This is a genomic window from Alkalihalobacillus sp. FSL W8-0930 (assembly GCA_037965595.1).
In the GTDB taxonomy this organism is placed as follows: Bacteria; Bacillota; Bacilli; order Bacillales; family Bacillaceae_D; genus Alkalicoccobacillus.
On sequence record CP150183.1, the window covers coordinates 3,326,273 to 3,352,614 of the forward strand.

A 26,342-nucleotide genomic window follows, 5' to 3' on the forward strand; every position below is an offset into this window, starting at 1 on the left:
TGACATTGGCTAGTTTTCACGGACACTTTGTACCAGAATCACTTGGCATGCAAACCGGACTACAGATTATTCTTCCCGAACACACGCAAACCACACACCCAAGAAGAACCCTCTACCTCTTGCACGGGCGAGGCGATAACGAAACCAACTGGGTCAGACGCACCGCAATCGAACGATACGCCGACACACATGGCATTGCCGTCATCATGCCAAACGCCGATACCAGCTTTTACACCGACATGGCCTACGGCAAAAACTATTGGACCTACATCTCAGAAGAACTCCCTCACATCGTAAACACTCACTTTAAAATCGAAACCAGCCCCGAGCACACCTATGTCGCCGGCCTCTCTATGGGCGGATACGGAGCATTCAAGCTCGCCCTTAACCACCCAGACCGCTTCCGAGCAGCCGCAAGCTTCTCAGGCGCAGTTGATGTCCGAGGCTTAATGAGCGCCGTCCCAGAAGAACAGCAAGATGAGCGCGAGCGCAGCTTAACCAGCATCTTCGGCCGCGATCCCGATCTCGATGCAATCGGAGCCGACCTCTTCTCTCTAGTAACGAAGCACCAGCAAGCAGGACGCGCGCTGCCCGAGCTTTATCAATACTGTGGCACCGATGACTTTTTGTATGACATGAATATTAGATTTCGCGATCATTTGAAGGATCGCGGTGTTGATGCGTATTACGAGGAAGAGAAAGCAGATCATACGTGGGACTATTGGGATTATTGTATTGAATCGTTTTTGGAGAAGATTTGTAAGTAAGAATGAAAAGAGGAGACAACGCTTAGGCGTTGTTTTTTTGTGTGGGTGGGGGTTGCGGAGCGGGGTTCTTGGTTGGAGGGGTTTTGGGCTTGGTATTGGGGTCAAAGTTCTTAGTGTTTGGTTTGTTGCTCTTGGTATAAGGGGTGCGGGCTTGGTGTTTTTGGTTTGGGCTTGGTATCGGGGGTCTTTTCTTGGTGGAGATGGCTGCGGGCTTAGTAATTTGGCGTTTGCTCTTGGTGCTGGGTTCATCTCTCTTGGTAACGCATGTAAGGGCTTGGTATTGGTGCTGTTGAGCTTGGTTCTGGTTTTGAGTTCAGTGCATTTGGAAAAATGAACATTTTTCATCCTTATTGGGTTGTGGTTCTTGGTTGGGGTGGCTTGCAGCTTGGTATTGGGGTGAGTGTTCTTGGTGTTTGGTTTGTTGCTCTTGGTATGAGGGCGGCGGGCTTGGTATTTTTGTTTTGAGCTTGGTATTAGGGGTCTTTTCTTGGTGGAGATGGCTGGGGGCTTAGTGTTTTAGCGGTTTTTCTTGGTGTTGGGTTCATCTCTCTTGGTAACGCATGTGGGTTCTTGGTATTGGTACCGTTAAGCTTGGTTCTGGTTTTGAGTTCAGTGCACTTAGAAAAATGAACATTTTTCACCCTTATTGGGTTGTGATTCTTGGTTTGGATGGTTCGGAGCTTGGTTATGATTTCAGAGTTCTTGGTGTTTGTCCCGCTGTTTTTAATATTTCTGTTTTTTGTCTTTATAGGTGATGCATCCCAACCATCAGCTTGGTCTTTTTCTCATTCATTCTTAGAGGAGTTTAAACTCTATCTCATATTTTTCCGATTTTTAAATGAAACTCGTTCAGGACTCGTCGACGCTTCATATTAAATGTTTTACCTGAGAAGTCGATAAAAAGAATGTTGCATTATACATATCATTTAATCCGGAATAATGAGTGGGAATGTATGTTGCAAAATAAAACATATAGGAGTTCTAAACAAGATGAAAACAAAAAAAGAGAAACAACCAACCGGTAAAACGTTGTCAATGCGTTCAAAATTAATATTGGCTTTTTCCATTGTGCTTATTTTGCCTAGTATCATTATTGGATTTAGCTCATATCAAAGTGCAAGCTCAAACATTGAAGATAAACTACAAAGTTCAACAACAGAAAGTTTATCAATTATTGATGATACAATTAGTAATTTTATTCAATCTCAAAAAGAAAATATTGCCTACATTGCAGACGCTAGTGATATTGAAAATGGGTTTCTGGAAGAAGAGACGGAAGAACAGAGAATATTGCTTGATACGTTCCAGAATACAAAAGCAGATGTAGAACAGACCTTTGTAGGTACCGAAGAGGGAAACTTTATGAACTCTCCTACATCGTTTCAAAATCCTCCTGACTATGACCCGCGTGAAAGACCTTGGTATCAAACTGCTATGGACGCGGGACAAGAAATCATTCTTACCGCTCCATATATCTCTGCTTCATCTGGGGAGCCAGTAACAACAGTCGCTAGAACGACCGCAGATGGACTTGGTGTTGCCGCTCTTAATTTAAAACTTAGTGAAATTACCGATATGTTAAATAATATTACAATAGGTGAGAAAGGCTATGTCTTTCTATTAGATCAGAATAATATGTATGTATCACACCCTACCGAAGAGCTTGGAGAGCCTGCTGCTGAAGAATTCCTCTCATTCCAGGATTCAGTAAGTGGAAAAATAGATTATCTTTATAACGAAACCGAGCAAACGTTAAATTATTTAACAAACGAAGAAACAGGATGGAAGATTGTTGCGGTCATGGATCAGGCTGAGATTCAACAAGCATCAACACCTATCCTACACACAACATTACTTGTATTGGTTTCCTCATTAATCGTCGGACTAATTGTTATCTTCTTCTTGTTGCGTTCGATTGTTGGACCAATCTCACTTTTGACGAAAGTGGCGGAGCGAATGAGTCAAGGTGATTTGGGCACAAAATATGAAGTGCATCCAAATCGTAACGATGAGATTGGACGTTTAGGAAAAGCATTTGAACATATGAGATTCGCATTATCAACCATGCTAACAAGTGTCCAAGATAAAGCACAGCACTTGGCAGCTTCTTCAGAGGAGCTTGCTGCAAGTACGGAAGAGAATACACGAGCTACCGAACAAATATCGGATGAAATGCAGGAGATGGCCACCGGTGTAGAAACGCAGAGTGAAAGAATCAAACAAGGAAACACTGTTTCTATCCAGATGGCACAGTCTGTTCAAACCGTCTCACAGCGTACTGAACAAGTTCAAAACACAGCATCTAATGCATCTCATTTAGTTCAAGACGGGAATAAAGCCATTCAAACAAGTGTAGAACAAATGACTCAGATTAAAGATACCGTCCAAGAATTATCCGCAAGTGTTCAGGGGCTTGGTAAAAGCTCGGATGAAATTAGTAAGGTTGTTGATGTGATTAAAAGTATTGCCGAACAAACAAATCTGTTAGCTTTAAATGCAGCGATTGAAGCGGCTCGTGCAGGTGAACAAGGAAAAGGGTTTGCTGTCGTGGCTGAACAAGTAAGGAAGCTTGCTGAACAGTCTGCAGAATCGACACAAGTCATTGGTGGTATTATACAATCCATTCAAAAGGAAACAACGCACACGGTGAAAAAAATGGATGAGAGTACAAATCAAGTTGAAAAAGGAATTGAAGTGGTTCATGTTGCAGGTAAAGCGTTTACAGAAATGAAGAAGTTTGTAGACGAGGTAGCAATGGAGGTCGCTGAGGTCTCAGAACAGACAAAGCAGATGGCTGCAGGGACTGATCAATTTGTAAAAACCTTTAATGATATTTCTACCATATCTGAAAATACAGCAGCTAGCACCGAAACAGTGTCTGCTTCAACGCAGGAACAGCTGGCTTCTATGGAAGAAATCTCTGCTTCTGTTGAGACATTAACAGGACTTGCTGAAGAACTCCAAGGATTAGTTCAACAATTTGAAGTAAAAGAAAATGATTCTATTTAATTTCTTTGCTAGCAAAGTATTTAAAGCAGAAAAACTGGCTTCTTATATGTTACATGTTACGAATTATGACCATCCTCTTGCTTTAACGCTGTATAACGCTCTTCCACCTCGGTTGTCTTAATAATAAATCGCTAGTAATAACTTATTCTTTACGCTTTTTTTATAAATGACCATACAATTTAAACAATAAAAAAGTAGCTACGTTTTTCTTCGTAGCTACTTCTTTATTATATTAAAGGTTTACAAGAATTTAAATTATTTATTAAAGTTAACTTATACCTAACCCTGCACTTGCATAACCAGCAACAGCATTAACTAAGCTAACCCCCGCAGCCGTTGCTGAGAAAACAATTAAAAGACGGTCTCCTGCAGTTACTGGAATGGAAAGTCCTGTTACGTTACCAGTAGAAATAGTTCCTATAGACACTAATCCCGTTAATGGTGGTGTCAGCGTAACAGATGCTCCAGGTATTGCTGTTAAGATATTTGTTGCGACCGGACCTGGAGAACGGAAAACTTGCGCTGTTATTGTTACAGTAGTACCAACTAATGCTAGTGCAGCAGTGGTACTGAATAAGGCCGATAATGAAGTGATTACACCATCCCTTGGTACGATAAATGCAAAGTTTAGTAAGGTACCTGCAGCCCCTGTTAAATCAATCGTGTCGCCTCCGAGTAAACTTACTCCTGTTACAGAGTTACCAAACCCGACAAGACTTGTAGTACCAACTAATCCCCCAAGAACTGTAGTTAAGGCCGTTGGAAGACCAGATGCAAATGGGATAATCGCTCCGTTTCCAGCCACTCCTGTTGCTCCCGTTGGCCCTGGGGCTCCTGTCCCTGCTGGTCCTGTTGATCCTGTTGGTCCCGTTGGTCCCGTTGGCCCTGGGGCTCCTGTCCCTGCTGGTCCTGTTGGTCCCGTTGGTCCTGTTGGTCCTGTTGGTCCCGTTGGTCCCGTTGACCCTGGAGGTCCACTCGGGACAAATAATTGACTGGAAGAAATTAGTGCAACATCATCAATGACAATGTCAGACCCACCAACAATAGGGGCAATAGTGAACGTAATGGTTGCTGAGGCTGCTCCTACTGGTACGATTGGAGTGGTTTCATACACAGTTAACCACGTTTCATTTTCAACAACTGGTAAACCAGACGTTTCAATGACCACCGAAGTAGTCGCCCCAACAGCATTAAAGACTGCATCGAAAAATTGAACGGTTAAAACCACCTGTGGAGATGGAAGTCCAGTTGTTCTCGCCAGCGAGGCCAATACCTCAAAGCTCTCACCTGGTTCTATCGCAACATTTTGAGAAAGACTTGCACCTGTAGCACTAGAAAGTTGAACCGCATAGAGACCTGTATGGCTAAATGACGTAGTAAGAAAACCATTTGTAACAATCCATGGAACCAATGTTCCCGTTTCAAAACCACTGTTTAAAAGACGGTTAATTAACATCTTTACCTCCTTAGTAACTCCAATAATATTAGAGCTTTGATATCTTATGGGAAAGATAGATGTTGGAAACTCGATACGCCTATATGCATGTATAATTCAGCAGATAGATGGATAGTAAATAATTTAGTGGATTTACCAAAGAATACTTGTAACAGATATATGGGTTTGCCCCTTAAATGGCATTCAATAGATTTAAATAGTTGATATCAACTTCACATCACTGTAACTTAAATGGCTTATGGTGAATAAAATATTGTTAGTAAGTTCTTACATCAATTTTTCTTTGGTGTATGGCTTCTCCTCTACCTTTCCCCTTAATAGGAGCATTAAGGGGGATTTGTTTATTAAATAACTTTTTACAAGAAGAACGGTACTACATATGGTTATGTAGAATGATATTTTATACTCAGTACAACAAAATAAAATCCAAAACGCTTTTAGAGATCTCGCTCATTCTTGCCCTCAGGCATTCCCCATGTCAACAAACGTTGTATCTTAAACCTTCATCTTATCTCTCTACCCAGTTGTGGAGCATCTGTTCAGTCATATCTAATTCCCTACCTACTTCAGCTATCCGTTATCTATCCGTTCATACCATTTCAACTGTTTGAACCTTGAACTCTACCTGTATCCAAATTTACCTGTCCATTTTTTTACTAGCATCACTTTGCTGATGGAGATTGTGGGCTTGGTGAGTTGGTGCTTTCTCTTGGTGTTTGGTTCATCGCTCATGGTAAAGAGGGTGATGATTGGTATTTGTGCTGTTGCTCTTGGTTTAGACTTGAGGTCTAATGCACTTAGAAAAATGAACATTTTTCTTCATTATTTGGCTTTGGTTCTTGGTTGGGTCGGGTTTCAGCTTAGTGATGCGGAGAGAGTCCTTGGTGTTTGGTTCGCTGTTCTTGGTATGGAGGGGGCGGGCTTGATGTTTTCATTTTTGTCTTGGTGTGGAGGGTCCTTTCTTGGTGGAAGTTGCTGGGGGCTTGGTTAGGGAGCGGTTTCTCTTGTTGTTGCTCGCGCGGTTCTTGGTAACGAGGGTTCGGGCTTGGTATTGGTTCTTTTTTTCTTGGTATTAGGTTTGGAGTTCAATGCTCTTAGAAAAAATGGACTTTTTTCATCCTTATTTTCATTTGAATTTTATCGGTTCAGTGTACCACCTCCCCCGCTCACCCCATTTCAGTAAAAAAAGGTTTTTCCTTCCTTCTCCTCTTCAATCACCTGCCATACCTGCATCCGCCTTCTTTCTCCATCGCCTAATTTCACTTTTTTCTCCAAATACTGGTTGCACATTTCTATATCATGGTGTACTATTCAAGTAATACACCATAACAGAACAGGGAGTGGAGAGCATGGGAGATCAGCTAGCTCGGCCTTTGGTTGTCGAGAATGTAAGTAAGAGTTTAGGTGGAAAGAAGATTATTAAGAATATGTCTTTCTCTGTGGAAGCTGGGAAAATTTACGGATTTCTTGGCCCAAATGGCTCGGGGAAAACAACAACGATTCGTATGATTGTCAGCTTGATCAGTATGGATGAGGGCGATGTGAAGATTGGCGGCCACAGTATTCGTACGGAACGAGAGCAGGCTCTCTCCAAAATTGGTGCGATTGTTGAGAACCCGGATCTCTATGAATATATGTCTGGTCGCAAAAACCTCATGCATTTCGCACGAATGTCCAAACAGAAGATTTCTCCTGAACGCATTCAAGAAGTGATCAATATGGTTGAGCTTGACCATGCCATTGATAAAAAGGTCAAAACGTACTCGCTTGGGATGAAGCAGCGTCTGGGGATTGCGCTCTCCATTTTACATGAGCCTAGTATTTTAATTTTAGATGAACCGACAAACGGACTTGATCCAAAAGGGATTCGCGAATTGCGCTCGTATCTGAAGGATCTTGCACGCAACGCGGGTGTTGCGATTCTTGTATCCTCTCATCTGTTGTCCGAGATTGAGCTGATGTGTGACCGCGCCATCGTCATCAAGGCTGGCCAGGTAATCAATGAGCTTGCTGTCAGTGAACAGGAGCAAGGGGATCATCAGGAAGTGGCGGCTGTGTTTGAAGTCACTCAACCAAAGAAAGCGGAAGAAATCTTAGCCCAATACGGAACCGTGCGTAAAGAGGAGAAGAACCTAGTGCTCGAGGCAACCACAATTGAGCAGGTTCCTTCTATCGTAATGGCCCTCGTGAAAAATGAGGTTGGCATTTATCATGTGTCCTATAAGAAATCACTCGAAGATACGTATCATTCGTTAACAGAAAAGGAAGTGATGTAGATGTTTCTTTCATTAATGCAGAATGAGTGGACGAAGGCATATTATCGGAATAAGTTTTTGATTTTCTCGATTGTGATGGTTGCATTGCTGTTTGTAGGAGTAGCAGGGACGCTATTCTTCCAGAACTTTGATTTTGGTGATGATATACCCGCTATCCAAGTGGAACCAGTTGGGTTTGCTGTGGGTGCTGTGGATACATTGTTTGTCTTTGTCCTCATTTTCAGCATCGTGATGTTGATATCTGGAATTGCCACGGAGTACAAAAGTGGAACAATGAAGCAACTGTTAATTCGTCCGATCTCTCGGACACAAATTCTTCTTTCTAAATGGGTCACGATCTACCTTGTAACGATTGGAATCTTTGTTGGAATTGCGATTCTCAGCCTTCTTATTGGTTATGTTTTCTTTGACTCTAACACAGCATTTGGTGAATCAGTTTCTACATTATTTCAATTAATCTTGTATCGTTTACCAATGCTATTCTTTTATCAGGTGCTTGCATTACTTTTAGCGATTCTCACTCGGAGCACCGCGCTCGCTCTATCACCAATTTTGATCCTACATTTTACTGGGTCCATTGTTATGGTATTCTTAGAAAGGTTTGAGTGGTCAAAATTTATTATTATTCCAAACTTAAATCTTCTTTATTATAGCTCCAATGAACTCATCCAATATCCGGGTGGACCGTATTCAGATGGCATGACACTTGGTTTTTCTCTAGCAGTCATCGCAGTGTATTCCATCATCCTGCTGGTCATCGCTCATCTTGTCTTTAAAAAGAAAGACGTTTTATCATAAAAGCAGCTTAGTTAAACAACAGAAAGGGGTGATCTCTAGGTGACGATTGAGTTTGACCCGTCAAAGCCGATTTATCGGCAAATAGCGGATTACTATTATCAGAAAATCAGTAATGGCGAACTCCGCCCTGGGGATAAACTTCCCTCGGTCAGAGAAACGGCCCAGTCCTTGCGCGTGAATCCAAATACCGCTTCACGGTCCTATCTTGAAATGGATCGTGAGGGGGTTACTTTTACGAGAAGAGGTCAGGGAACTTTTGTAACAGAGGACGAAGAGGTGGTAAGAGAATTGAGAGTACAATTGGCACAGTCTCACATTCAGGAACTAATTGATTATCTGCATAAACTAGGATTTTCCGACAACCAAATTAAAGATCAGCTTCATTCGTTACTTGAGGCACGGGAGGACGGGTCAGATGCAGAAAATTGAAATCACTCAACTATCAAAGTCATACGGGCGCAAAGAAGTGCTTCGAGATCTGAATGTAACACTGGAGGGCAACCGCATCTACGGAATCATTGGAGAAAATGGAACAGGTAAATCCACACTACTCCGCATGATCAGTGGCCTTGCCCGCCCCTCAAAAGGAAGCATTTCCGTAAATGGCCATACCACTGCAGAAGGCCGGCGGAGCCAGGTTGCCTATCTATCCGACCAAGAGATGCTGGACGGCTTCTCAACGCTCGAGTACCAAATTCAATTTCACGAAAAAATGATTCCGAACTTTCAGGTGAATCGCGTGTACGAAATGTTAGATATGATCAAGCTGCCGGTCGATGGCAAAATTAAAAACTTATCTAAAGGCCACCGCAACCTATTTAACCTTGTGCTCACACTTGCGAATCCAGCACCCGTTTTGATTATGGATGAACCACTTTCGGGGATTGATACGAATAAAAAAGAGGATTTGTTACATCTGCTTTCTTCCTTTACATTGGATGAGGAACGACTTATTTTGTTCGCCACGCACGAATATGATGAGATTGAATTTTTGATTGATGGATTGGTCATTATTAAAGGCTTCAGTATCGCGTATTTTACCGAGGATTTAGAAGAAATGCGGATCGAACAAGGCAAAACGGTTCAGGAAATTTTCAAGGAGGTGAGCAAATGACCTCGTTTCTTACTCTATTAAAGCGTGATCTTAGACTGCAAGTGCCGATGATGGTGATTTATTCAGCGGTGTTGGTGTTGATTGCGGTGGTGTTTACGTGGTTGGCTGTGAAGTTTAATGAAGTGGCTTACGAATTTATACCATTCCTTTATTTATCTCAATTCATTTTTTTGGGAATTGCCTTACCTATCAATGCAATTTGGAAAGAATGGCGCATGAAAACAGTGGCTCACTGGTTAATGCTCCCCACTTCTGTTCATAAGAAAATTTGGAGTAAAGCTTTATCTGTCGTCATTTGGACACTTTATATTATAGTGCTTGTTATTATACTATGGGCTATAACTGGATTAATAGGCAAATCGCCTATACATGATGGTTCATATGAATTACTTAAATTCATTTTATCTAGTGACCTAATGTACTTAATTCCCTTTTCAGTAGTCTTTCTTACCTTAGGGATTTTTCCATTCTTCATTGGTGTTATCATGGTGAAAGGTGAAAAAGGTTGGAAGGGACCTGTATTTGCACTATTACTTATCATCCTCTTTGTTGGGGTTCATCCTTGGATTGAAGTTGCTGAAACTTTTTCATTTCTAGAGATTGGTCCAATCTACATGGAGACTAACTTTACTCAAGCTGAATTTACATTTAGTAATAGTGAGGTTACTTTTAGTACAACAGGTAATTCCGATGAACCTATTACGTACGTAAGTAGCTTAATTTTTGATTTAATTCTTTATTCATCATTTTATTTTCTAACGTGGTGGTACCTTGCTAGAAAAGTAGAGATTTGATCGTTGAGGCTGTCCGGGTGGGCAGTCTTTTTTTGTGGTTTAGTTTGGTGGGGGTGTGGGTTTGTTGATTTTGTTTGCTCTTTGTTGATTCCGCTTCCTCTTTGTTGATTCTTTCCTCTCTTTGTTGATTCCGCTTCCTCTTTGTTGATTCTTTCCTCTCTTTGTTGATTCCGCTTCTTCTTTGTTGATTCTTTCCTCTCTTTGTTGATTCCGCTTCCTCTTTATTGATATCTTCTTCTCATTGTTGATTCCGACTCTTCTTTGTTGATTCTTTCCTCTCTTTGTTGGTTCGGCCTCCTCTTTGTTGATTCTTTCCTCTCTTTGTTGATTTAGCTTCCTCTTTGTTGATATCTTCTTCTCATTGTTGATTCCATCCTCTCTCCGTCGATTCCATCCTCTCTCCGTCGATTCCGTCCTCTCTCCGTCGATTCCGTCCTCTCTCCGTCGATTCCGTCCTCTCTCCGTCGATTCCGTCCTCTCTCCGTCGATTCCGTCCTCTCTCCGTCGATTCCGTCCTCTCTTCGTCGATTCCGTCCTCTCTCCGTCGATTCCGTCCTCTCTCCGTTGATTCCGTCCTCTCTCCGTTGATTCCATCCTCTCTCCGTCGATTCCGTCCTCTCTTCGTCGATTCCGTCCTCTCTTCGTCGATTCCGTCCTCTCTTCGTCGATTCCATCCTCCTCTTCGTCGATTCCCGCTCCCCCTCCATCAATCCTGCGTCCCCCATCGTCCCTCCAAACACAAAAAAAGACTAACGCACGCGTTAGTCTTCTACACCCTTCATCAGGTCGACGATGTGGTACCATGTGTCGAGCTTGAATACTTCGAAGGGATCCTCTCCTCCGATGGTGCCGTAGCCTACCATCATTCCGAGGAAGAGGGAGGCACCGATGAGGGTGAGGATGATATATAGTCGCAGCCAAATGGGCAGGATGCGGATCCGGCCTTTTTTGACGCGGGCTGGTTTTTCGGCCTTCTGCTGAGCTTTTTGTTCAGCTTTTTTCTTGGCTTTGGCTTCGCGAATTTCCGCCCGTGTTATGGTTTTGGCTTTGGTTTGTTTTTTGGGTGCTTCAGTTGTCTTCTTTTCCGACTTCTGAGGCTTTTCTTGGTTCTTGTTCATGTATCTCTCTCCAGTCGAGCAACGTTTGCAATTAGCGACGGATACCGTTGACGAGGCCAGCCATTTCGTCAGCGATGGATAGGGAACGAGCATTTAGTTGATAGTGACGCTGGGTTAGCATTAAGTCACTCATTTCTTTTGCCATGTCGACGTTTGATCCTTCAAGGGCTCCTTGTTGGATAAGCTGGTCCGAGGCTGCAATCATTTGCATCCGGTTGTCTCCGTCAGGCATGAGGAAATCGGTATTGCCTGCAGCTTCGAGCAGCTGAGGTTTCTCTACCTCAACTAATCCAATTTCTCCAATGGCGGCCGTTGTCCCGTCTTGAAGCAGAGCTTCAAGCTGTCCATTTGCATTCATTTGAATGGATTCAAATGTGTAAGGAACCGTCATTCGCTCACCGTTATTATCCAGTAGGTAAAAGCCATTTTCGTTTGCAAGAACTAGCTCTTGATCATTGTTTGGGTTTTCCGTTAAAAAGAAAGCTCCTTCTCGAGTCAATCTTGTTTCAGAAGCACCGTTCTCATTTCTCTCCACCTGAAAGAAATGATAGCCGTTTGTTAGCGCAAAATCAAGCATTCGTCCAGTTTGCATCGCAATGCCCGGGTCATTGGATAGACGAGTCTGGGCAATTTTTGCACCTGAACCAACACGTAGGCCAGGAGGGGTTAATCGGTTGCCCTCCGTTGGTTGGTTCGTATATTCCTGGTTTAATAAATCAGAAAAGGTAACATCTCTGCGTTTATACCCTGCCGTTTCGCTATTGGACACGTTGTTTGAAATTGTATCAAGCTTACTTTGAAGCTGTCCCATTGTGACTGATGCAATGTTGGATGAAATATTCATGAACAATCTCCTTTATAAGCCTTGGTGTTAGCCAATTCTGCCTACTTCATTCACTGCTTTATCTAAGCTTTGATCATATGCCTGCAGTACTTTTTGATTCGCTTCAAATGTACGCATCGCACTCATCATATCTGCCATCGTCTGGTTAGAGTCTACGTTCGACTGTTCCACAAAACGCTGACGAATTTGAAAATCAAAGGCATTTGCTGGCAGCTCTTCTTCCGCGCGTAGGAGTCCATTTCCTTCTTTTACAAGGGTCTGTGCATCTTCCGCATAGGCAATGCCAATCTGACCAAGGTTCACACCCTCAGAGCTTGTAATGGCTCCTTGCTCATTGATTAAAAATTCCTCGTTCTCTACCTGAATCGGTTGTCCTGCTGCGTTTAATACAGGGTAGCCTTCTGTTGTAACAAGCTGTCCAGAATCACTAACCGCAAACTGACCATTACGCGTATAACGAGGTGTCCCGTCATCCCCTTGCACCGTAAAGAATAGCATAGGGCGCGCACCCGCATCACCCTCAGGAAGCACGCCATCAAGTAGCGCAAAGTCCGTGCCATTTCCCGTTTCAACTAGAGATCCCTGAATGAAGTTTGGAGTGGCCTCCTGCATGTAGGTACCCGTTGAAAGGGAGCCAATCTGGTACCCTCTCCCCGTAACTGTATTGACGTTTCGTGCTTCTAAAAGCATCTCAGGGAAGGACCTGATACTTGCTTGATCCGCTTTATATCCTGGTGTTTGGGCATTGGCCAGATTATTTGTTAGCATTTCCTGACGTTGTTGCTGAGTCAGCATTCCGGCTGCTGCTCCGTATAAACCACGTAGCATGACAACTCTCCTCTCAGATTAGACGCGAGCTCGTTTCTTACTCATTTTATCTAGGTTTTCTAAAATTAATCCTGTACCCTTTGCTACACAGTGCATTGGGTCTTCTGCCACAAGAACTGGTACTTTAAGCTCTTCAGCAAGTAACTCGTCAATTCCGTGTAGAAGGGCTCCCCCACCTGTTAAGATGACTCCGCGATCGATGATATCTGCAGATAACTCAGGAGGTGTTTTTTCAAGTACTTCTTTTGCAGCTTGTACAATGTAAGAAGCTGATTCAGTAAGCGCTCCTTGAATTTCTTCTGTACGTACCGTAATCGTTCTTGGAAGACCACTTACTAGGTCACGCCCACGAATCTCGAGTTCCTCTTGACGTCCGCCTGGGAATACGGTGGCTACGGTTTTCTTAATGTTTTCAGCTGTACGCACACCAATTAACAGCTTGTACTGCTTTTTAATGTACGTTAAAATTTCCGAATCAAAACGGTCCCCAGCGACTTTAATTGATGAGGCGGTGACGATATCACCCATGGAAAGAACAGCAACATCTGTTGTTCCACCGCCTATATCAATGACCATGTTTCCGCTAGGTTGAAAAATATCCATACCGGCGCCGATTGCTGCGACCTTAGGCTCTTCTTCTAGATAGACATCCTTCCCACCGCTGCGCTCAGCCGCTTGACGGATGGCCTTTTGCTCAACAGATGTAATGTTGGTTGGGCAACAGATTAAAATACGAGGCTTTGAGAACATGCTTCTTACTTTAATCTTATCCAGAAAATGCTTCAGCATCGATTCAGTTAAGTCAAAATCAGCAATAACGCCGTCTTGCATTGGACGGATCGCCACAATATTCCCAGGAGTACGTCCTACCATCCGATATGCTTCCTCACCTACAGCTAATACGCTTTTCGAAGAGGTTTCCATAGCCACAACAGATGGCTCATCAAGGACAATTCCACTTCCCTTTACAAAAATAAGTACGTTCGCCGTTCCTAAATCAATTCCAATATCTCGACCAAACATGATTCGTTCCTCCCTATAATTCGAACATTATGTCATCATTTACAATTTTCTAAAGGCTATCGTCTCTTCTTACCAGCATCCGACTGAGTCACCCTTACAAAATTGCAAACATGCATCGTCGTGGGGCGGTACTCAAAATGTGCTCGAGTCCAGATTGACAGGCCTATATACCTAATTGTAGATTTTATCATATAATGTTTGATTAGGGATGATTTTGGGGAAATTTATTGACGAGATTTTACAATTAAATGGTCCGAAACATCTACAGTCTTTCGATACTTGACTTTCGTCGCTTCTCCACCGCGCAAATGGCGAATCGATTTGTGATACTCAAGAATGTCCTTCACCTCATTTGCCAGCTCCGCATTAATTTCGGGCAGACGCTCCGTGAGATCCTTGTGTACAGTACTTTTTGAGACTCCAAACTCTTTTGCAATCGTCCTCACCGTTTTTCGAGTCTCAACAATGTACCTGCCTATCTTGATAGTTCGCTCTTTGATGTAATCATGCACACGACTCGCCTCCCTAATTCTGTGTTGGTGATTGGTACAGTTTATTAGGGAGTGGATATAGATATACCACCTTATTATAAGGACGAGCGCGGTTTCTGCGTGTACGAGCTTACAAAAGAGGCAGCACGTGTATCATAATTAGCTTACAGACTTCAGACCTATAACAGAAACGAGAATAATCGTAATGAACAGAACCCTCTTCCAATCACGAGATTCTCCGTAAAAAAACATGCCGATTAAGGCTCCACCAAACGCTCCAATCCCAGTCCAGACCGCATATACAGTCCCCATCGGGAGCGAATCCATCGCATAAGACAATAACGCGAAACTAGCCGCAAACCCTAGTATGAGACCGATAATCGGCTTCGGACCTGGCTTACTCTTCAACTGGTTCATCATCGTTACACCAAACAACTCACACATTCCAGCCAAGATCAAACTAATCCATACCATGTTCGCTCACACTCCCTGTATCGGCTTCTTTTGTCACCATCTTTAGCCCAACCACCCCAATTAAAAGAGTGATAATAAATAGTAATTTTAGCGAGGGAAGCGGCTGTGAAAACACCAGCGTATCCACCGCAACCGAACCAACCGTACCAAGCCCCACAAACACCGCATACGCCGTGGCCACAGGCAGGACTTTAGTCGCCTGAATCAGCAGCACAAAACTACAAGCAATCGCAACAATCGTGAGCCCCCACTCAAGCACCGACGACGCCTTATTTAAACCCATCACCCAGCCAACCTCAAACATGGCTCCGATGATTAACAACATCCAATTTCTCATCCTACTCTCTCCTCTCTACACACACGAAAAAGCCCGGAAGATCCGCACACCTCACGTGTGCAATCATCTCCCGGGCTTTTGTCCCTCCGTGTCACAGCCAAACGCTGTGCGCCCCCTCTCGGACCAGACCTGCAGCACAGTGGCAGCAGCGGAACCCTAGGCGGTCAATTTTGCTATTATAACGTAGGATGGCGGGGAGATCAATGGGAGAGGTTGGAGGTGAGGCGGGTGTGGGGGGTGGCTTCTTGGTAAGTGTGCGCTCTTTCTTGCTGTAGGTGCTTCGGGGCTTGGGATGGGTCTTGGTATCGAGGGGACGGGCTTGGTAACGCCGCCGCTCTTCTTGCTATCAGCTCTCTCTTCTTGGTTGGCCCCCCGCTTTTTCTTGATGGATTGTACGTTCTTCTTGGTAAGAGGGGTGGGTTCTTGGTATTTCTGCCGTTCTTCTTGCTAATTCCCTAGACGTTCTTACTAAAATGAAAAATGTTCATTTTTTTCCTTATGTCAGTGAGGATTCTTGGTATTGGGCCGGTGTTTCTTGCTTCAGCTGCTCACGGGCTTGGTATCGCGCTCTTTCCTCTTGGTATCGAGCGCCCAATCTTGATAACGCCTCCGCTCTTCTTGCTATCGGCCCTCTCTTCTTGATTGGACCCCCGCTTTTTCTTGATGGATTGTGCGTTCTTCTTGGTAAGGCTCCTCGGTTCTTGGTATTTCTGCCGTTCTTCTTGCTAACTCCCCAGACGCTCTTACTAAAATAAAAAATGAACATTTTTTCCTTATGTCAGTGGAGGGTCTTGGTTTGCGTGTGATTCTTCTTGGTGTACGTGCTCCAGATCTTGGTATCACGCTCTTCCTTCTTGGTATCGAGCGCCCAATCTTGATAACGCCTCCGCTCTTCTTGCTATCGGCCCTCTCTTCTTGGTGCATCCCCCGCTTTTTCTTGATAGTTCCTGCGTTCTTCTTGGGAAGGTGCTTATGGGCTTGGTACTTCTTCCGTTCTTCTTGCTAATTCCCAGACGCTCTGACTAAAATAAAAAATGTTCATTTTTTTCCTTATGTCAGTGGGTCTTCTTGATAGATCCCGCGTTCTTCTTGGTAAGGCTCCTCGGTTCTTGGTACTTCTGCCGTTCTTCTTGCTCCCACTCCCGTTCTTCTTGCTAACCCGCTCCCATGCAAATTCTCCTCCACACATCGCAAATTTTCTCACCCATTTTAAAGGATTTCATCCACTCGAAAAGAATAGTACAGTACGAAGGGAGTTGATGGTTTGATTGTTTTGAAGGAACGAACGCGTCCTGTGCGGATCGCTCAGCTTGAGGCGCTTTTGAGGCGTATACCGAACCAGCATGAGAAGGTGCCTAATATTAAGAAGGAACTGAATCGGCGTAGGATTGGGTATCAAGGGGAGCAGTCACTCAATTATTATTTTAAATTTTTGAATGATCCTCAGTTGTTTTTGCTTCATGATCTTCGTTTGCTTGGAATGAATCAATCGTATTTTCAAATTGATACGCTTTTAATTAGTAAGTCGTTTGTCGCAATACTTGAGATTAAAAATTATTCAGGGTCTATTTATTTTGATCCGGATACGTATCAGGTCTACCGCACGTCTGCTACGCATGATGATGAAATTCTCACGAATCCTCTTCTACAGATCCAGGCACAAAAGCTACAGCTAAGAGATTGGTTGACTGCGCATAATTGGCCGCTGCTGCCGATTGCGAAGCTTGTTGTGTTTAGTGATCCTTCTACAAAAATTGTTTCTACTCCAACGAATCTCCAACTGCTGAAGCAAGTCGTTACGGCTCCCGCACTTCTTTCAAAGCTTGAGAGTCTTCAATCTATGTACTCAAAAGACTATCTGACTGACAACGCACTTGAAATGCTTACTCAACAGCTCGTCCACAAACACGTTCCCCCTGCTAGTTCTGATGTTCTCCATGATTTTCGTATTCCCGCTTCGACCATTATTTCCGGAGTATATTGCCCGTCGTGCCAGCGTCCGACACTTACGAGAGGGGTCGTTGTTGGGAAATGGTTTTGCCCTGATTGTTTGATTTCGTCTAAGCATGCTCATCTTTCAGCTCTTGAAGACTACTTCCTTCTATTAAATCACCAGGTATCCACAAGTGAGATTCATGCATTCTTGCAGACGTCGAACCGGCAACAAGCCTATGATTTGGTGAATAAGCTTCCACTACATCGGGTGGGAGAATTTCGTGCGAGGCGCTATGAATTAATGTACCCGCTAAGCATTCCATAAAAAACCACCGTAACCCTTATGGATTACAGTGGCATTTATGGGATATTTACGTATTAGAAGATTCGCTTGGTACAAGGCCTGATTGGTCTTGCTCGGTTGCATCTTCTTCAGAGTCTTTAGACTCGTCAGCGTCTTCTTTTTCATCAGCTTCTTTATCAGTGTCTTCGTCTTTGCCTTGCTCAGGTGCTGGTGTTTCTTTTTCAGCTTCTGCTTCAGCATCTTCAGCTTCTTTTGCTTGTTCAAGCTTTTCACCGAAGAAGTCTTCTGGGTTCAATGCTTCGCCTTCGCTGTCACGGATTTCAAAGTGTACGTGTACGCCGGCTTGTTCGTTATAAACGTTACGTCCTGCTGCACCTAGCTTATCGCCTTGATTCACCGTGTCGCCTTCTTCAACTGAAAGGGTTGCTAAGCTGCTATAGTGCGTTTTGAATCCATCATCATGCGTCACTTCAACGACATTTCCAAGAGTTGAATCTTGTGCTGCTTTTGTTACTTTACCGCTTAGGGATGCGATGACATCAAAGCCTTCTTCAGATGTTGCTCCAAAGTCTACCCCTTTGTTCATGCGGTACGTGTTGCTGTAGTATACAAGAGATGCTTGTTGCTCTTCTGCTGATGCAGATTCATCGTAAAAGTGTCCGATGATTTCTGCTTTTGAATCATCAAGTGTTGGTAGTGCAACGAGTTCTGTTGATGACTGAACTGGTACTGCTTCTTCATCACGTGGATCAAAGCCTAATTGAAAATCGTTTGTTGGCTCTTCAGTATTCTCTTGCTCTAGTGGTGTTCCTAAGTTTTGACCTTGGAAATAAAAGACGGAGCTAAGAATACCTGCTGCTGCTACTAGATAGACTGCTGGCAAAACCCAGCGTTTACGTAAGATTCGTTGTGCATTTGACCACTTGCTTTCGTTATTAGAAGATCGATTGTTATCTTCATTCATTTCTCATCACCTCAGCAACCATTCTGAACAGATTGCTAGAAATATATACATGGTGTGAAAAAAATTTTGAGATTCTTTTCGTAGCAGTGCTCATTCTCCATCTAGTAATCAACAGAGTTATTCACAGATCCACAGACTTTTCCCCATTTAGGCTGTTTTATCCACAGAAAAGAAAGCCTAGATTCTTAGAACTCCCAAGAATCCAGACTTTAGCCTGTGGATTATTTTAAACGAGCCGTGACTTTCTCTGCGAAATGATTAATTCCAGCGATTTCAATGCCTTGATAGTAATGCTCAACAATCTTATCGTAGGTTTTTCCGTCCTTCGCCATGCCGTCTGCTCCGTATTGACTCATTCCAACGCCGTGTCCCCAGCCCTTTGTCTCAATCGTTACTATTCCATTGGCACGTGTCCAGGTGAAGTCTGAAGAATCTAGAGCAAGTGCTTCACGGACCTGTCGTCCAGTAAGTTTTTTCTCACCCACTGTGACGGACGCAACTCTTCCACCATTTGTTCGTTCTGTGACTGGTGAGATGGAGCCATCAGATGGCAGGCTCACTTCTAATTTTTGCTGAAACTCAGCATCTGTTACTTCTTTTTTCGCTGTGAAACGTGGGGATTCCTGATCCCAAGGGCTTTCTACACTTCGAAGATAAGGAATTGGATTACTCCAATAGTCTTCGGAGTTCTCAGTGAATCCATTACTTGTTGAGAAAAACTGTGCGGATATAGGTTCGTCGTCATATGTCAGAATTTCTCCAGCCGTTTCATTTACTGCTTGTATGATCCGGTTGTTATAGGAGTCGAAGTCTTGTCCCCATTTCTCCCGAAGTTCGTTTGGATCTTGATACACTTGGTGAGTAATGGTGTCTGTCACAATGGCACCCTCTGGTACTTTTGCACTTTCCCCACTTAAAATGGCCTTTAAAATATATGTTCTTGCTGCGAGCGCCTGAGCTTTTAAGGCTTCCATTTCAAAAGATGGTGACATTTCGGATGATACCACTCCAGCGACATACTCTTCTAAAGGTATTTGCTCAACCACATTCTTCTTACTTCGAAACACTGCGACTTCAATGGTAGAAGCAATTTCTTCCGCTTCCTTATCCACAACTTCGTCCCCCGATGGCTTAATCTCTTTTGTTGCTGCGCTGATTGATGGCTCATCTTCTGAGAAAAACGCAACCATTACAGAAGGGATTATCAATACAGCGACAAATAATATGACAAACGACCAAGCAAACCGCTTCAAATGCATCCCTCCATTGCCACTTAACTAACGCTACTCTTAAAGGTATGTTGTTTAAAAGACAAGTAGAACGAAAAGAATAGAGACATTCACCGAGATGAATGTCTCTATTCCTTAAAAAATGCTGTCGTTTGGTATCATTTCCTAGGCAATAACCTAGTTTGTAGACGTATTAAGTGTTAATGGTGCTGTTTCTTCAAGAGCAACTGCCTCTTCTTCGACAACTTCCTGTACTTCTTCAACACGCTCAACGTCTCCACCGAGTGCAGCTAACTTACCTGCAAGGTTCACGTATCCACGGTCAATGTGTTTAAGTTCCGTTACTCGAGTAACTCCTTCTGAGACCAATCCTGCAATAACAAGCGCAGCTCCCGCACGTAAGTCGGTTGATGCGACTTCAGCACCTTGCAAATTGTTTGGTCCAGAGATAATAGCGGAGCGTCCTTCGATCTTAATGTTACTGTTCATACGACGGAATTCCTCAACATGCATAAAACGGTTTTCAAATACCGTTTCTGTGATGACACTTGTACCCTCTGCTTGTAAAAGAAGAGCCATCATTTGTGCTTGCATATCTGTTGGGAATCCTGGATGAGGCATTGTTTTAAGATCTACTGCTTTAAGCTTTTCAGGTCCTACAACACGTAATCCATTTTCTACTTCTGTGATGCCTACGCCCATTTCTTCCATTTTTGCAATAAGTGGACGTAAGTGCTCAGCTACGGCACCTTCAACGATGACATCGCCTTGAGTGATCGCTGCAGCAACCATAAATGTACCTGCTTCAATACGGTCAGGAATCACTGTATGATCAGCAGCTACTAATTTGTCTACTCCTTCAATGCGGATCACACCAGTACCAGCTCCACGTACTTTTGCACCCATTGCATTTAGGTAGTTGGCAAGACAAACAATTTCTGGCTCTTCTGCTACGTTTTCAAGGATTGTTGTTCCTTCAGCTAAAACAGCAGCCATAATAATGTTTTCAGTTGCACCTACGCTTGGGAAATCAAGATAGATCTTAGCTCCCTGCAAGCGACCATCAATACTTGCTTCAATGAATCCATTTCCGATTTCTACCGTTGCGCCCATTGCTTCAAAGCCTTTTAGATGTTGATCAATTGGTCTTGATCCAATCGCACAACCACCTGGAAGAGCAATACGTGCTTTTCCAACGCGCGCAAGGAGAGGTCCCATTACAAGGAATGAAGCTCTCATTTTGCGAACATACTCAAAAGGTGCTTCTGTTGCGAGTTCTTTTGTTGCATCAACGATAAACTTTCCGTTCTCATACGTTACATCAGCGTTTAAATTCTTTAATACTTCTTTCATTGTATATACATCAGCCAGTGCTGGTACTTCGTGAATTACTCCCGTACCCTCTTCAGCTAAAATAGATGCAGCGATCACAGGTAATACAGCGTTCTTTGCGCCCTCTACCTTGACGGATCCGCGTAGCTTGTTGCCACCTCGGACAATAATTTTTTCCAACATAGTCCCCTCCGCGTCAAGTTTTTGTCTCTTCTATATCATCAATATTCAGTCGTAATAATAGGCGTTCCTATTGTCACAGTTGTCCCCTCGCCCAAAGCTTCATCGCTTCTTAGAGCAATCTGGACATTCATCGTTTGGTCCCCTGTATTCAGTTGGTGCTTCCACACAGTAGTATATGCGGATACCGAGACAAACGTTTCTTCTGTTAGAGCTTCTACCTCGTTTGCATCAAGTTTCTCCATGTACAGATGAGCTTGATCCAATAGAGAATCATTTTTGTGAGTAAGGGCATCCTGAGTGCCTTGTACTTGTGTAAAAAGCGATGCCGTGTCCATTGAAAATAGCAGCAAGCGATCTTGTAATTGCTCCTCCAGCTTGTATGTATGCCAATCAGTCGCACGTGATCCAACTAATTTATACGTTGAAGCCAGTGTGTGGGTTCCATTATCCGGGTACGCCATCAGACGTATGGATTCTGTTACGCCACCTTTAGAAGTCAATTGAAATTCAGCTGTCCATTCTGTTGCGCTAGTATCATAATACGTTTGGTTCCAGCCCTCAAGCTGATCACTAAGCTTATGTACGTGTTGTTGGAACATATTTTTTGATTCAATCGTTCCATGAACGTCCCTTGCAAGCACCTGCCATTCTTTTAGAGCCAAATCACCGTAATCAACTAGTTCGAGGATCGTTTCAATTGGTTGAATGTCCCGTTCAGCTTGCGTATTGTCCGAGTTTGTATAAAACACCACTGCAGAAGACATAATAAGTAAGCTCAACAGACCCTTCAGCCATCCCATGAAAACCGCCCCTTTTTCGTTAAACTGTTATTACTAACAGTTTGACCGTTACAAGGCTAAGCATACATGGAAGTTAGAGTCACCTTTCGACAGCATTACCACAAATATTGGAGCAATCTGGATGCTTGAAGGTAATCAAGAAAAAAGCGGCTTACTAGGTATGCAAGAGCTAGGGCTGTAAGTAGTCTGAGCATGATTGCTTGGGGTCCTTTTGGTTCCCTTACAAACAAATCAAACCGAAAGCTTTGCAATGCCCACCAGGATAGCCCCAGGAACATAAGATTCACAACAATCTGAATCAGTGCGTCCTGTCCAAAACCATCAGTCACCTTCAAAAACTCCTTTTCTTACAGAATGAATCGCTGTAAGATTATTTGCCGTACATGTTAAAGCAAGTGTTAATAATGGATTATATGATGAAACAATCCACACTCAACTATAACGGAATTCCTTTAAAAAAGCTACATCAATTCTTTGTTGAATTCTAAAATAATGTTTAAAAGTTGACAAATTGAGACACGCTTTTTTATTTACACAAAAAACGTGACTTTCTTCCCTCTCTTCTACTACCCTAAAGTCCTTATCTTTAATCTTAAAATTCAAAAAAGACGTGTGAACTACTGTCACATCGCCTTTTTTTGTCATTATTTTTTTATGAAGCCTTGTTCTTTTGCAAGAATTCTGGCCACTCTCGGCGCGTGCCAAAGAAGTGGTAGCATCAAGATGGACACAGGGACGGCCGCAATGACAACAAATGATTGTAGGGCTCCAATTCCCCCTCCTCCGATATTGATCAAGATAATAGCAATAACTGCCATAATGACAGCCCAAAACACTCGCACAGGTTTAGGAGGGTTCCCAACACCTGTCACACTCATTGCGAGTGAGTAGGACATTGAATCGACCGTTGTTACAACAAACAAAGTAGTGAGTAGTAGAAAGACAAATGGCATAATCGTGCCGAATGGCATCTGATGAGCAATCGCAATGATTGCCGCCGGTAGACCATTTTCAAATAGTGGGCCACTAATACTACCTGCGTTGTTTAACTCATAATGAATTCCGCTTCCTCCAAGCACTGTAAACCAAATATTTGTGATAATTGGTGTTAACACCGCGACCACTAGAAAGATCTCTCGAATGGTGCGTCCCCGTGAGACGCGAGCAACAAGAAGTGCAACAAGCGGTCCAAAACCGATAAACCAGCCAAAGAAAAACAAGGTCCACGATCCTAACCACGCATTATCGCCTCTAAAGGTACTCATCGTTATAAACTCATTGAGATAAAATCCCGTAGACGTGATAAATGAATCTACAAGGAATCCTCCGGGTCCAAACACTAGTAAAACAACAGCAATGACAAGAGCTGCTCTTACATTTAAACTACTAAGAATTTGAATTCCTTTTTCAATACCAGTGATTGTAGAAAGCAGAACTACTGAACTTAACGCTAGAATAATGATCACTTGTGTCATAAATGTATTTGGCCAGCCAAACAGCACATTGACACCGTAACTCACCTGTAATCCCAAAAATCCAATTGGACCAATGGTTCCAGCGGCAGCTCCGATAATACAAACAACATCTGCAACAGTTCCCCAGGCACTATTCTTAATCTTTTCTCCGAAAATCGGATAAAGCAAGGTGCGAGGTTTCAGTGGCATGCCTCGATGATTGTGAGCGTACATAATCACGATACAACTAATGGCACCATACACCGACCATGCGGTAAATCCCCAGGATAGGAAACTTTGAGCGAGCGCAGGGGCAATAGCCGCCTCTGTTCCACCCTCAATTCCGTTAAATACGGGTGGCGTATCAATGAAATAATACATCGGTTCTGATGCAGCCCAGAACACCCCACCTGCTCCGAGTCCAGTCGTTACAATAATGGCTAAATATTTGTAAAAACTCATCTCCGGTTTTTTCAAATTACCCAGAACCACATTACCACTCGAAGAAAAAGCAATGTAGGCTCCCACTAAAAATGTTGCAATCAGTAGAACTTGCCAATACGGACCGAAATAACGGATCGCTAAATCAAAGCCTGCGTCCACATATTTCGACGTCCAACTTACGTTAAATAAAGAGAATAAGACAAAAGCCAGCAGCAATCCCCCACTAATTAGGAACACTGGCCAATTCAACATCTCTTTAGTCTTACTCCAATCTCTGCGATTCATGAATGTCCTCCAGTTGATTTTCGTAATAAGCAACCATCGTATCATACTTACCCCGAATGAATATTTTGAATCCTTTTTTATGTCGAATAGAGGAGAATTTTATTTTTGTGCCGCTAAGCAACCTTATGTAGTAAGGGAAAGGAAGTGATAGTAGTATGACCTTAAAAGAAAGAGTTATTCCATGGAAACTTCAGCAATTACGAGCAATTGAACGGCGAATGGCCTCCGTACCAGCTAAGCTGAAAGAGGATTTGAATGTGTATGAATCTGGCTATCGAGGTGAGCAGAATCTCGATTATCACCTGAGCTTTTTGGATGGAGAGGCGTATCATGTGTTGCACGACTTGCGGTTACGAGGAGAGAATGGATACTATTTTCAAATCGACTGCCTGGTGGTGACGCCGCATGTTCTGGTGATTGTTGAAGTGAAGAATCTGGTCGGGCGGTTTCAGTTTCGGGATGAGTTGGGGCAGATGGTTCGGGTGTGGAAGGGCGAAGAGGTTGTTATGCCGAATCCGCTGAATCAGATTAGGCGGCAACAAAGTCAGCTTTCGGGGTGGTTGTTATCTCACAGCTTTCCTCTACTCCCCATTGAATCAGTACTTGTATTTGCTCATCCATCAACGATCATTCATGCAACTGAGGAAGGTAAACGTTCCTTAAGTAGAGTCATTCATGCAGAAGGGATTGTGCCGAGGTTGGAGAAGATTTCTAAAAAGTTCAGCCTTAACGGGAGAAAACAAACGATCTCTTCCACCTGTAGAAAATTGATCAAAAAGTTAATCCAATCACATACCCCACTTTATTCTCCCATCCTTGAATCGTATAACCTTAACCCGCAGAGTCTTATCAAAGGCGTCTTCTGTACTGAATGTAACAAGCCACACATGATTCGACAATCTAAAAGTGGACGTTGGACGTGTAAACACTGTAATACAACTTCTAAAACAGCCCATGTGCAAGCGCTCGAAGACTATTTTCTGCTGATCAAACCGACTATATCCAATCAAGAATTACGAGACTACCTGCAGATTGATTCGAGTGCTGTTGCCTATCAATTATTAAAAAGACTTGATGTAAAACGAACACACAAAAATAAGCATTGTTATTACCATCTCACTCTTCCATTAAGATTAAAGTAAAAGCAGAGGCGTGGGTGTTGAGGCACATTCTATTGAATGGTGTTTGCAGGCCAGGGAGTGATTTGGAGTAAGTTCCGGGAACTATCGCATCATTTTTCGTGGCGGTTCACGTGGATCTGAGCTTTATCGCATTTATCCATGCTCTATCGCATGGATCTGCGAGGCTATCGCATCTTTCCTCGCTCCATCCCATGGATCTGCGGGCCTATCACATCTATCCATGCTCTATCGCATGGATCTGCGAGCCTATCGCATTAATCTATGCTCTATCGCATAGAGCTGCGGGGCTATCGCATTTATCCCCGCTCCATCGCATGGATCCACGGGCCTATCACATCGATCCTCGCTCCATCGCATGGATTCGCGGGGCTATCACATCGATTCTCGCTCCATCGCATGGATCCGCGGGGCTATCACATCGATCCTCGCTCCATCGCATGGATCCGCAGGTCTATCGCATCTATCCACGCTCCACTCCCCCTCACCCCACACAAAAAAACCGCCCTCCAAAAGGGCGGTTTCCTTATTCCTTATTTCCCAGCGACCTTCAAGCGGTTGAGAGCACGTTCGAGGGCGGCTTTGGCGCGGACGGTGTTGATGCCGTCTTGGCTTCCGGCGTTTACTCGTTTTTCGGCGCGTTCTTTGGCTTGTTGGGCGCGGTCGACGTCGATATCAGACGGTCGTTCGGATGCTTCTGCTAAAATGGTAACCTTATCCGGTCGTACTTCTACGAATCCGCCGCTGACCGCGATTCTGTCTTCGGATGAGCCTTTTTTCATTCGGGCTATGCCGATGGCAAGTGGCGAAACGAGCGGGATATGGTTTGGTAAGATACCAAGTTCACCTTCAACAGTTCGAACAACCACCATGTCGACGTCACCTTCGTATACAGTGCCGTCGGGTGTGACGACGCTGGCTTGAACAGTTGGCATTAAATCCCC

At 43.6% G+C, this 26,342-nt stretch carries 27 protein-coding genes and 1 riboswitch; of the genes, 10 read left to right on the forward strand and 17 right to left on the reverse strand.

The window, feature by feature from the left end; genetic code table 11:
* The first annotated feature begins 5 nt into the window (after nucleotides 1–5).
* Entirely contained in the window at nucleotides 6–767 is a 762-nt protein-coding gene (locus NSQ54_17335; GenBank protein ID WYP26068.1) for an alpha/beta hydrolase family protein, read from the forward strand.
* Nucleotides 768–1,757: 990 nt separating this feature from the next.
* Nucleotides 1,758–3,776, forward strand: coding sequence for a methyl-accepting chemotaxis protein (locus NSQ54_17340; protein WYP26069.1), 2,019 nt, complete (start codon nucleotides 1,758–1,760; stop codon nucleotides 3,774–3,776).
* Nucleotides 3,777–4,044: 268 nt separating this feature from the next.
* Here the strand turns inward: NSQ54_17340 and NSQ54_17345 are convergent, their stop codons facing one another.
* Nucleotides 4,045–5,232, reverse strand: coding sequence for an NTTRR-F1 domain (locus NSQ54_17345; protein WYP26070.1), 1,188 nt, complete (start codon nucleotides 5,230–5,232; stop codon nucleotides 4,045–4,047).
* Between the two features lie 688 nt (nucleotides 5,233–5,920).
* On the opposite strand from NSQ54_17345, the gene NSQ54_17350 reads away from it, so the two are divergent.
* The 6 genes from NSQ54_17350 (at nucleotide 5,921) to NSQ54_17375 (ending at nucleotide 10,214) form a co-directional block, all read left to right on the forward strand.
* Nucleotides 5,921–6,223 (forward strand): hypothetical protein, encoded by a 303-nt coding sequence (locus tag NSQ54_17350; protein ID WYP26071.1) that lies wholly within the window; start codon nucleotides 5,921–5,923, stop codon nucleotides 6,221–6,223.
* Between the two features lie 358 nt (nucleotides 6,224–6,581).
* On the forward strand, nucleotides 6,582–7,508 hold the full coding sequence (locus NSQ54_17355) for an ABC transporter ATP-binding protein (GenBank protein ID WYP26072.1): 927 nt from the start codon (nucleotides 6,582–6,584) through the stop codon (nucleotides 7,506–7,508).
* The gene (locus NSQ54_17360) at nucleotides 7,509–8,306 is read left to right on the forward strand and encodes an ABC transporter permease (GenBank protein ID WYP26073.1); all 798 of its coding nucleotides are present in this window, start codon (nucleotides 7,509–7,511) and stop codon (nucleotides 8,304–8,306) included.
* A 39-nt stretch (nucleotides 8,307–8,345) separates the two neighbouring features.
* Nucleotides 8,346–8,735 (forward strand): GntR family transcriptional regulator, encoded by a 390-nt coding sequence (locus tag NSQ54_17365; protein ID WYP26074.1) that lies wholly within the window; start codon nucleotides 8,346–8,348, stop codon nucleotides 8,733–8,735.
* Complete coding sequence (locus NSQ54_17370; GenBank protein ID WYP26075.1) at nucleotides 8,722–9,420, forward strand: ABC transporter ATP-binding protein; 699 nt, start codon at nucleotides 8,722–8,724, stop codon at nucleotides 9,418–9,420. The genes NSQ54_17365 and NSQ54_17370 overlap by 14 nt, the downstream gene beginning before the upstream one ends.
* Nucleotides 9,417–10,214: a hypothetical protein gene (locus NSQ54_17375; GenBank protein WYP26076.1), complete on the forward strand. Its 798-nt coding sequence runs from the start codon at nucleotides 9,417–9,419 to the stop codon at nucleotides 10,212–10,214. The genes NSQ54_17370 and NSQ54_17375 overlap by 4 nt, the downstream gene beginning before the upstream one ends.
* Before the next feature lie 329 nt (nucleotides 10,215–10,543).
* Here the strand turns inward: NSQ54_17375 and NSQ54_17380 are convergent, their stop codons facing one another.
* From NSQ54_17380 to NSQ54_17420, 9 genes are all read right to left on the reverse strand, one after another.
* Entirely contained in the window at nucleotides 10,544–10,888 is a 345-nt protein-coding gene (locus NSQ54_17380) for a hypothetical protein (protein WYP26077.1), read from the reverse strand.
* Nucleotides 10,889–10,975: 87 nt separating this feature from the next.
* Complete coding sequence (locus NSQ54_17385; protein WYP26078.1) at nucleotides 10,976–11,332, reverse strand: DNA-directed RNA polymerase subunit beta; 357 nt, start codon at nucleotides 11,330–11,332, stop codon at nucleotides 10,976–10,978.
* 31 nt (nucleotides 11,333–11,363) lie between these two features.
* Entirely contained in the window at nucleotides 11,364–12,176 is an 813-nt protein-coding gene (locus NSQ54_17390) for a flagellar hook-basal body protein (GenBank protein WYP26079.1), read from the reverse strand.
* 27 nt (nucleotides 12,177–12,203) lie between these two features.
* Nucleotides 12,204–13,004 carry a flagellar hook-basal body protein gene (locus NSQ54_17395; GenBank protein WYP26080.1) on the reverse strand — a complete coding sequence of 267 codons (801 nt, stop codon included), beginning with the start codon at nucleotides 13,002–13,004 and terminating at the stop codon, nucleotides 12,204–12,206.
* A gap of 18 nt (nucleotides 13,005–13,022) precedes the next feature.
* A complete protein-coding gene (locus NSQ54_17400) occupies nucleotides 13,023–14,027 on the reverse strand; it encodes a rod shape-determining protein (protein WYP26081.1) in 1,005 nt (334 codons plus the stop codon).
* A gap of 224 nt (nucleotides 14,028–14,251) precedes the next feature.
* Nucleotides 14,252–14,539 (reverse strand): sporulation transcriptional regulator SpoIIID, encoded by a 288-nt coding sequence (gene spoIIID, locus NSQ54_17405; GenBank protein ID WYP26082.1) that lies wholly within the window; start codon nucleotides 14,537–14,539, stop codon nucleotides 14,252–14,254.
* Between the two features lie 138 nt (nucleotides 14,540–14,677).
* On the reverse strand, nucleotides 14,678–14,992 hold the full coding sequence (locus NSQ54_17410; GenBank protein WYP26083.1) for a multidrug efflux SMR transporter: 315 nt from the start codon (nucleotides 14,990–14,992) through the stop codon (nucleotides 14,678–14,680).
* On the reverse strand, nucleotides 14,979–15,329 hold the full coding sequence (locus NSQ54_17415; GenBank protein WYP26084.1) for an SMR family transporter: 351 nt from the start codon (nucleotides 15,327–15,329) through the stop codon (nucleotides 14,979–14,981). The genes NSQ54_17410 and NSQ54_17415 overlap by 14 nt, the downstream gene beginning before the upstream one ends.
* A 65-nt stretch (nucleotides 15,330–15,394) precedes the next feature.
* A riboswitch (guanidine-I (ykkC/yxkD leader) is annotated at nucleotides 15,395–15,500 on the reverse strand.
* An 879-nt stretch (nucleotides 15,501–16,379) separates the two neighbouring features.
* Nucleotides 16,380–16,523, reverse strand: a complete 144-nt coding sequence (locus NSQ54_17420; protein WYP26085.1) for a hypothetical protein — start codon at nucleotides 16,521–16,523, stop codon at nucleotides 16,380–16,382.
* Nucleotides 16,524–16,593: 70 nt separating this feature from the next.
* On the opposite strand from NSQ54_17420, the gene NSQ54_17425 reads away from it, so the two are divergent.
* The gene (locus NSQ54_17425) at nucleotides 16,594–17,589 is read left to right on the forward strand and encodes a nuclease-related domain-containing protein (protein ID WYP26086.1); all 996 of its coding nucleotides are present in this window, start codon (nucleotides 16,594–16,596) and stop codon (nucleotides 17,587–17,589) included.
* Nucleotides 17,590–17,635: 46 nt separating this feature from the next.
* On the opposite strand, the gene NSQ54_17430 is transcribed toward NSQ54_17425, so the two are convergent.
* From NSQ54_17430 to NSQ54_17455, 6 genes are all read right to left on the reverse strand, one after another.
* Nucleotides 17,636–18,532, reverse strand: coding sequence for a M23 family metallopeptidase (locus tag NSQ54_17430; GenBank protein WYP26087.1), 897 nt, complete (start codon nucleotides 18,530–18,532; stop codon nucleotides 17,636–17,638).
* A 221-nt stretch (nucleotides 18,533–18,753) separates the two neighbouring features.
* A complete protein-coding gene (gene spoIID, locus NSQ54_17435; protein WYP26088.1) occupies nucleotides 18,754–19,785 on the reverse strand; it encodes a stage II sporulation protein D in 1,032 nt (343 codons plus the stop codon).
* Nucleotides 19,786–19,938: 153 nt separating this feature from the next.
* Nucleotides 19,939–21,273 (reverse strand): UDP-N-acetylglucosamine 1-carboxyvinyltransferase, encoded by a 1,335-nt coding sequence (gene murA, locus NSQ54_17440; protein ID WYP26089.1) that lies wholly within the window; start codon nucleotides 21,271–21,273, stop codon nucleotides 19,939–19,941.
* A gap of 41 nt (nucleotides 21,274–21,314) precedes the next feature.
* Nucleotides 21,315–22,076 (reverse strand): YwmB family TATA-box binding protein, encoded by a 762-nt coding sequence (locus NSQ54_17445; GenBank protein WYP26090.1) that lies wholly within the window; start codon nucleotides 22,074–22,076, stop codon nucleotides 21,315–21,317.
* Nucleotides 22,077–22,171: 95 nt separating this feature from the next.
* A complete protein-coding gene (locus tag NSQ54_17450) occupies nucleotides 22,172–22,405 on the reverse strand; it encodes a DUF1146 family protein (protein ID WYP26091.1) in 234 nt (77 codons plus the stop codon).
* A gap of 315 nt (nucleotides 22,406–22,720) precedes the next feature.
* Entirely contained in the window at nucleotides 22,721–24,259 is a 1,539-nt protein-coding gene (locus tag NSQ54_17455; protein WYP26092.1) for a BCCT family transporter, read from the reverse strand.
* Nucleotides 24,260–24,414: 155 nt separating this feature from the next.
* On the opposite strand from NSQ54_17455, the gene NSQ54_17460 reads away from it, so the two are divergent.
* Nucleotides 24,415–25,401 (forward strand): nuclease-related domain-containing protein, encoded by a 987-nt coding sequence (locus NSQ54_17460; GenBank protein WYP26093.1) that lies wholly within the window; start codon nucleotides 24,415–24,417, stop codon nucleotides 25,399–25,401.
* A gap of 530 nt (nucleotides 25,402–25,931) precedes the next feature.
* Here NSQ54_17460 and NSQ54_17465 read toward each other — a convergent pair.
* A complete protein-coding gene (locus NSQ54_17465; protein WYP26094.1) occupies nucleotides 25,932–26,333 on the reverse strand; it encodes a F0F1 ATP synthase subunit epsilon in 402 nt (133 codons plus the stop codon).
* Nucleotides 26,334–26,342: the final 9 nt, after the last annotated feature.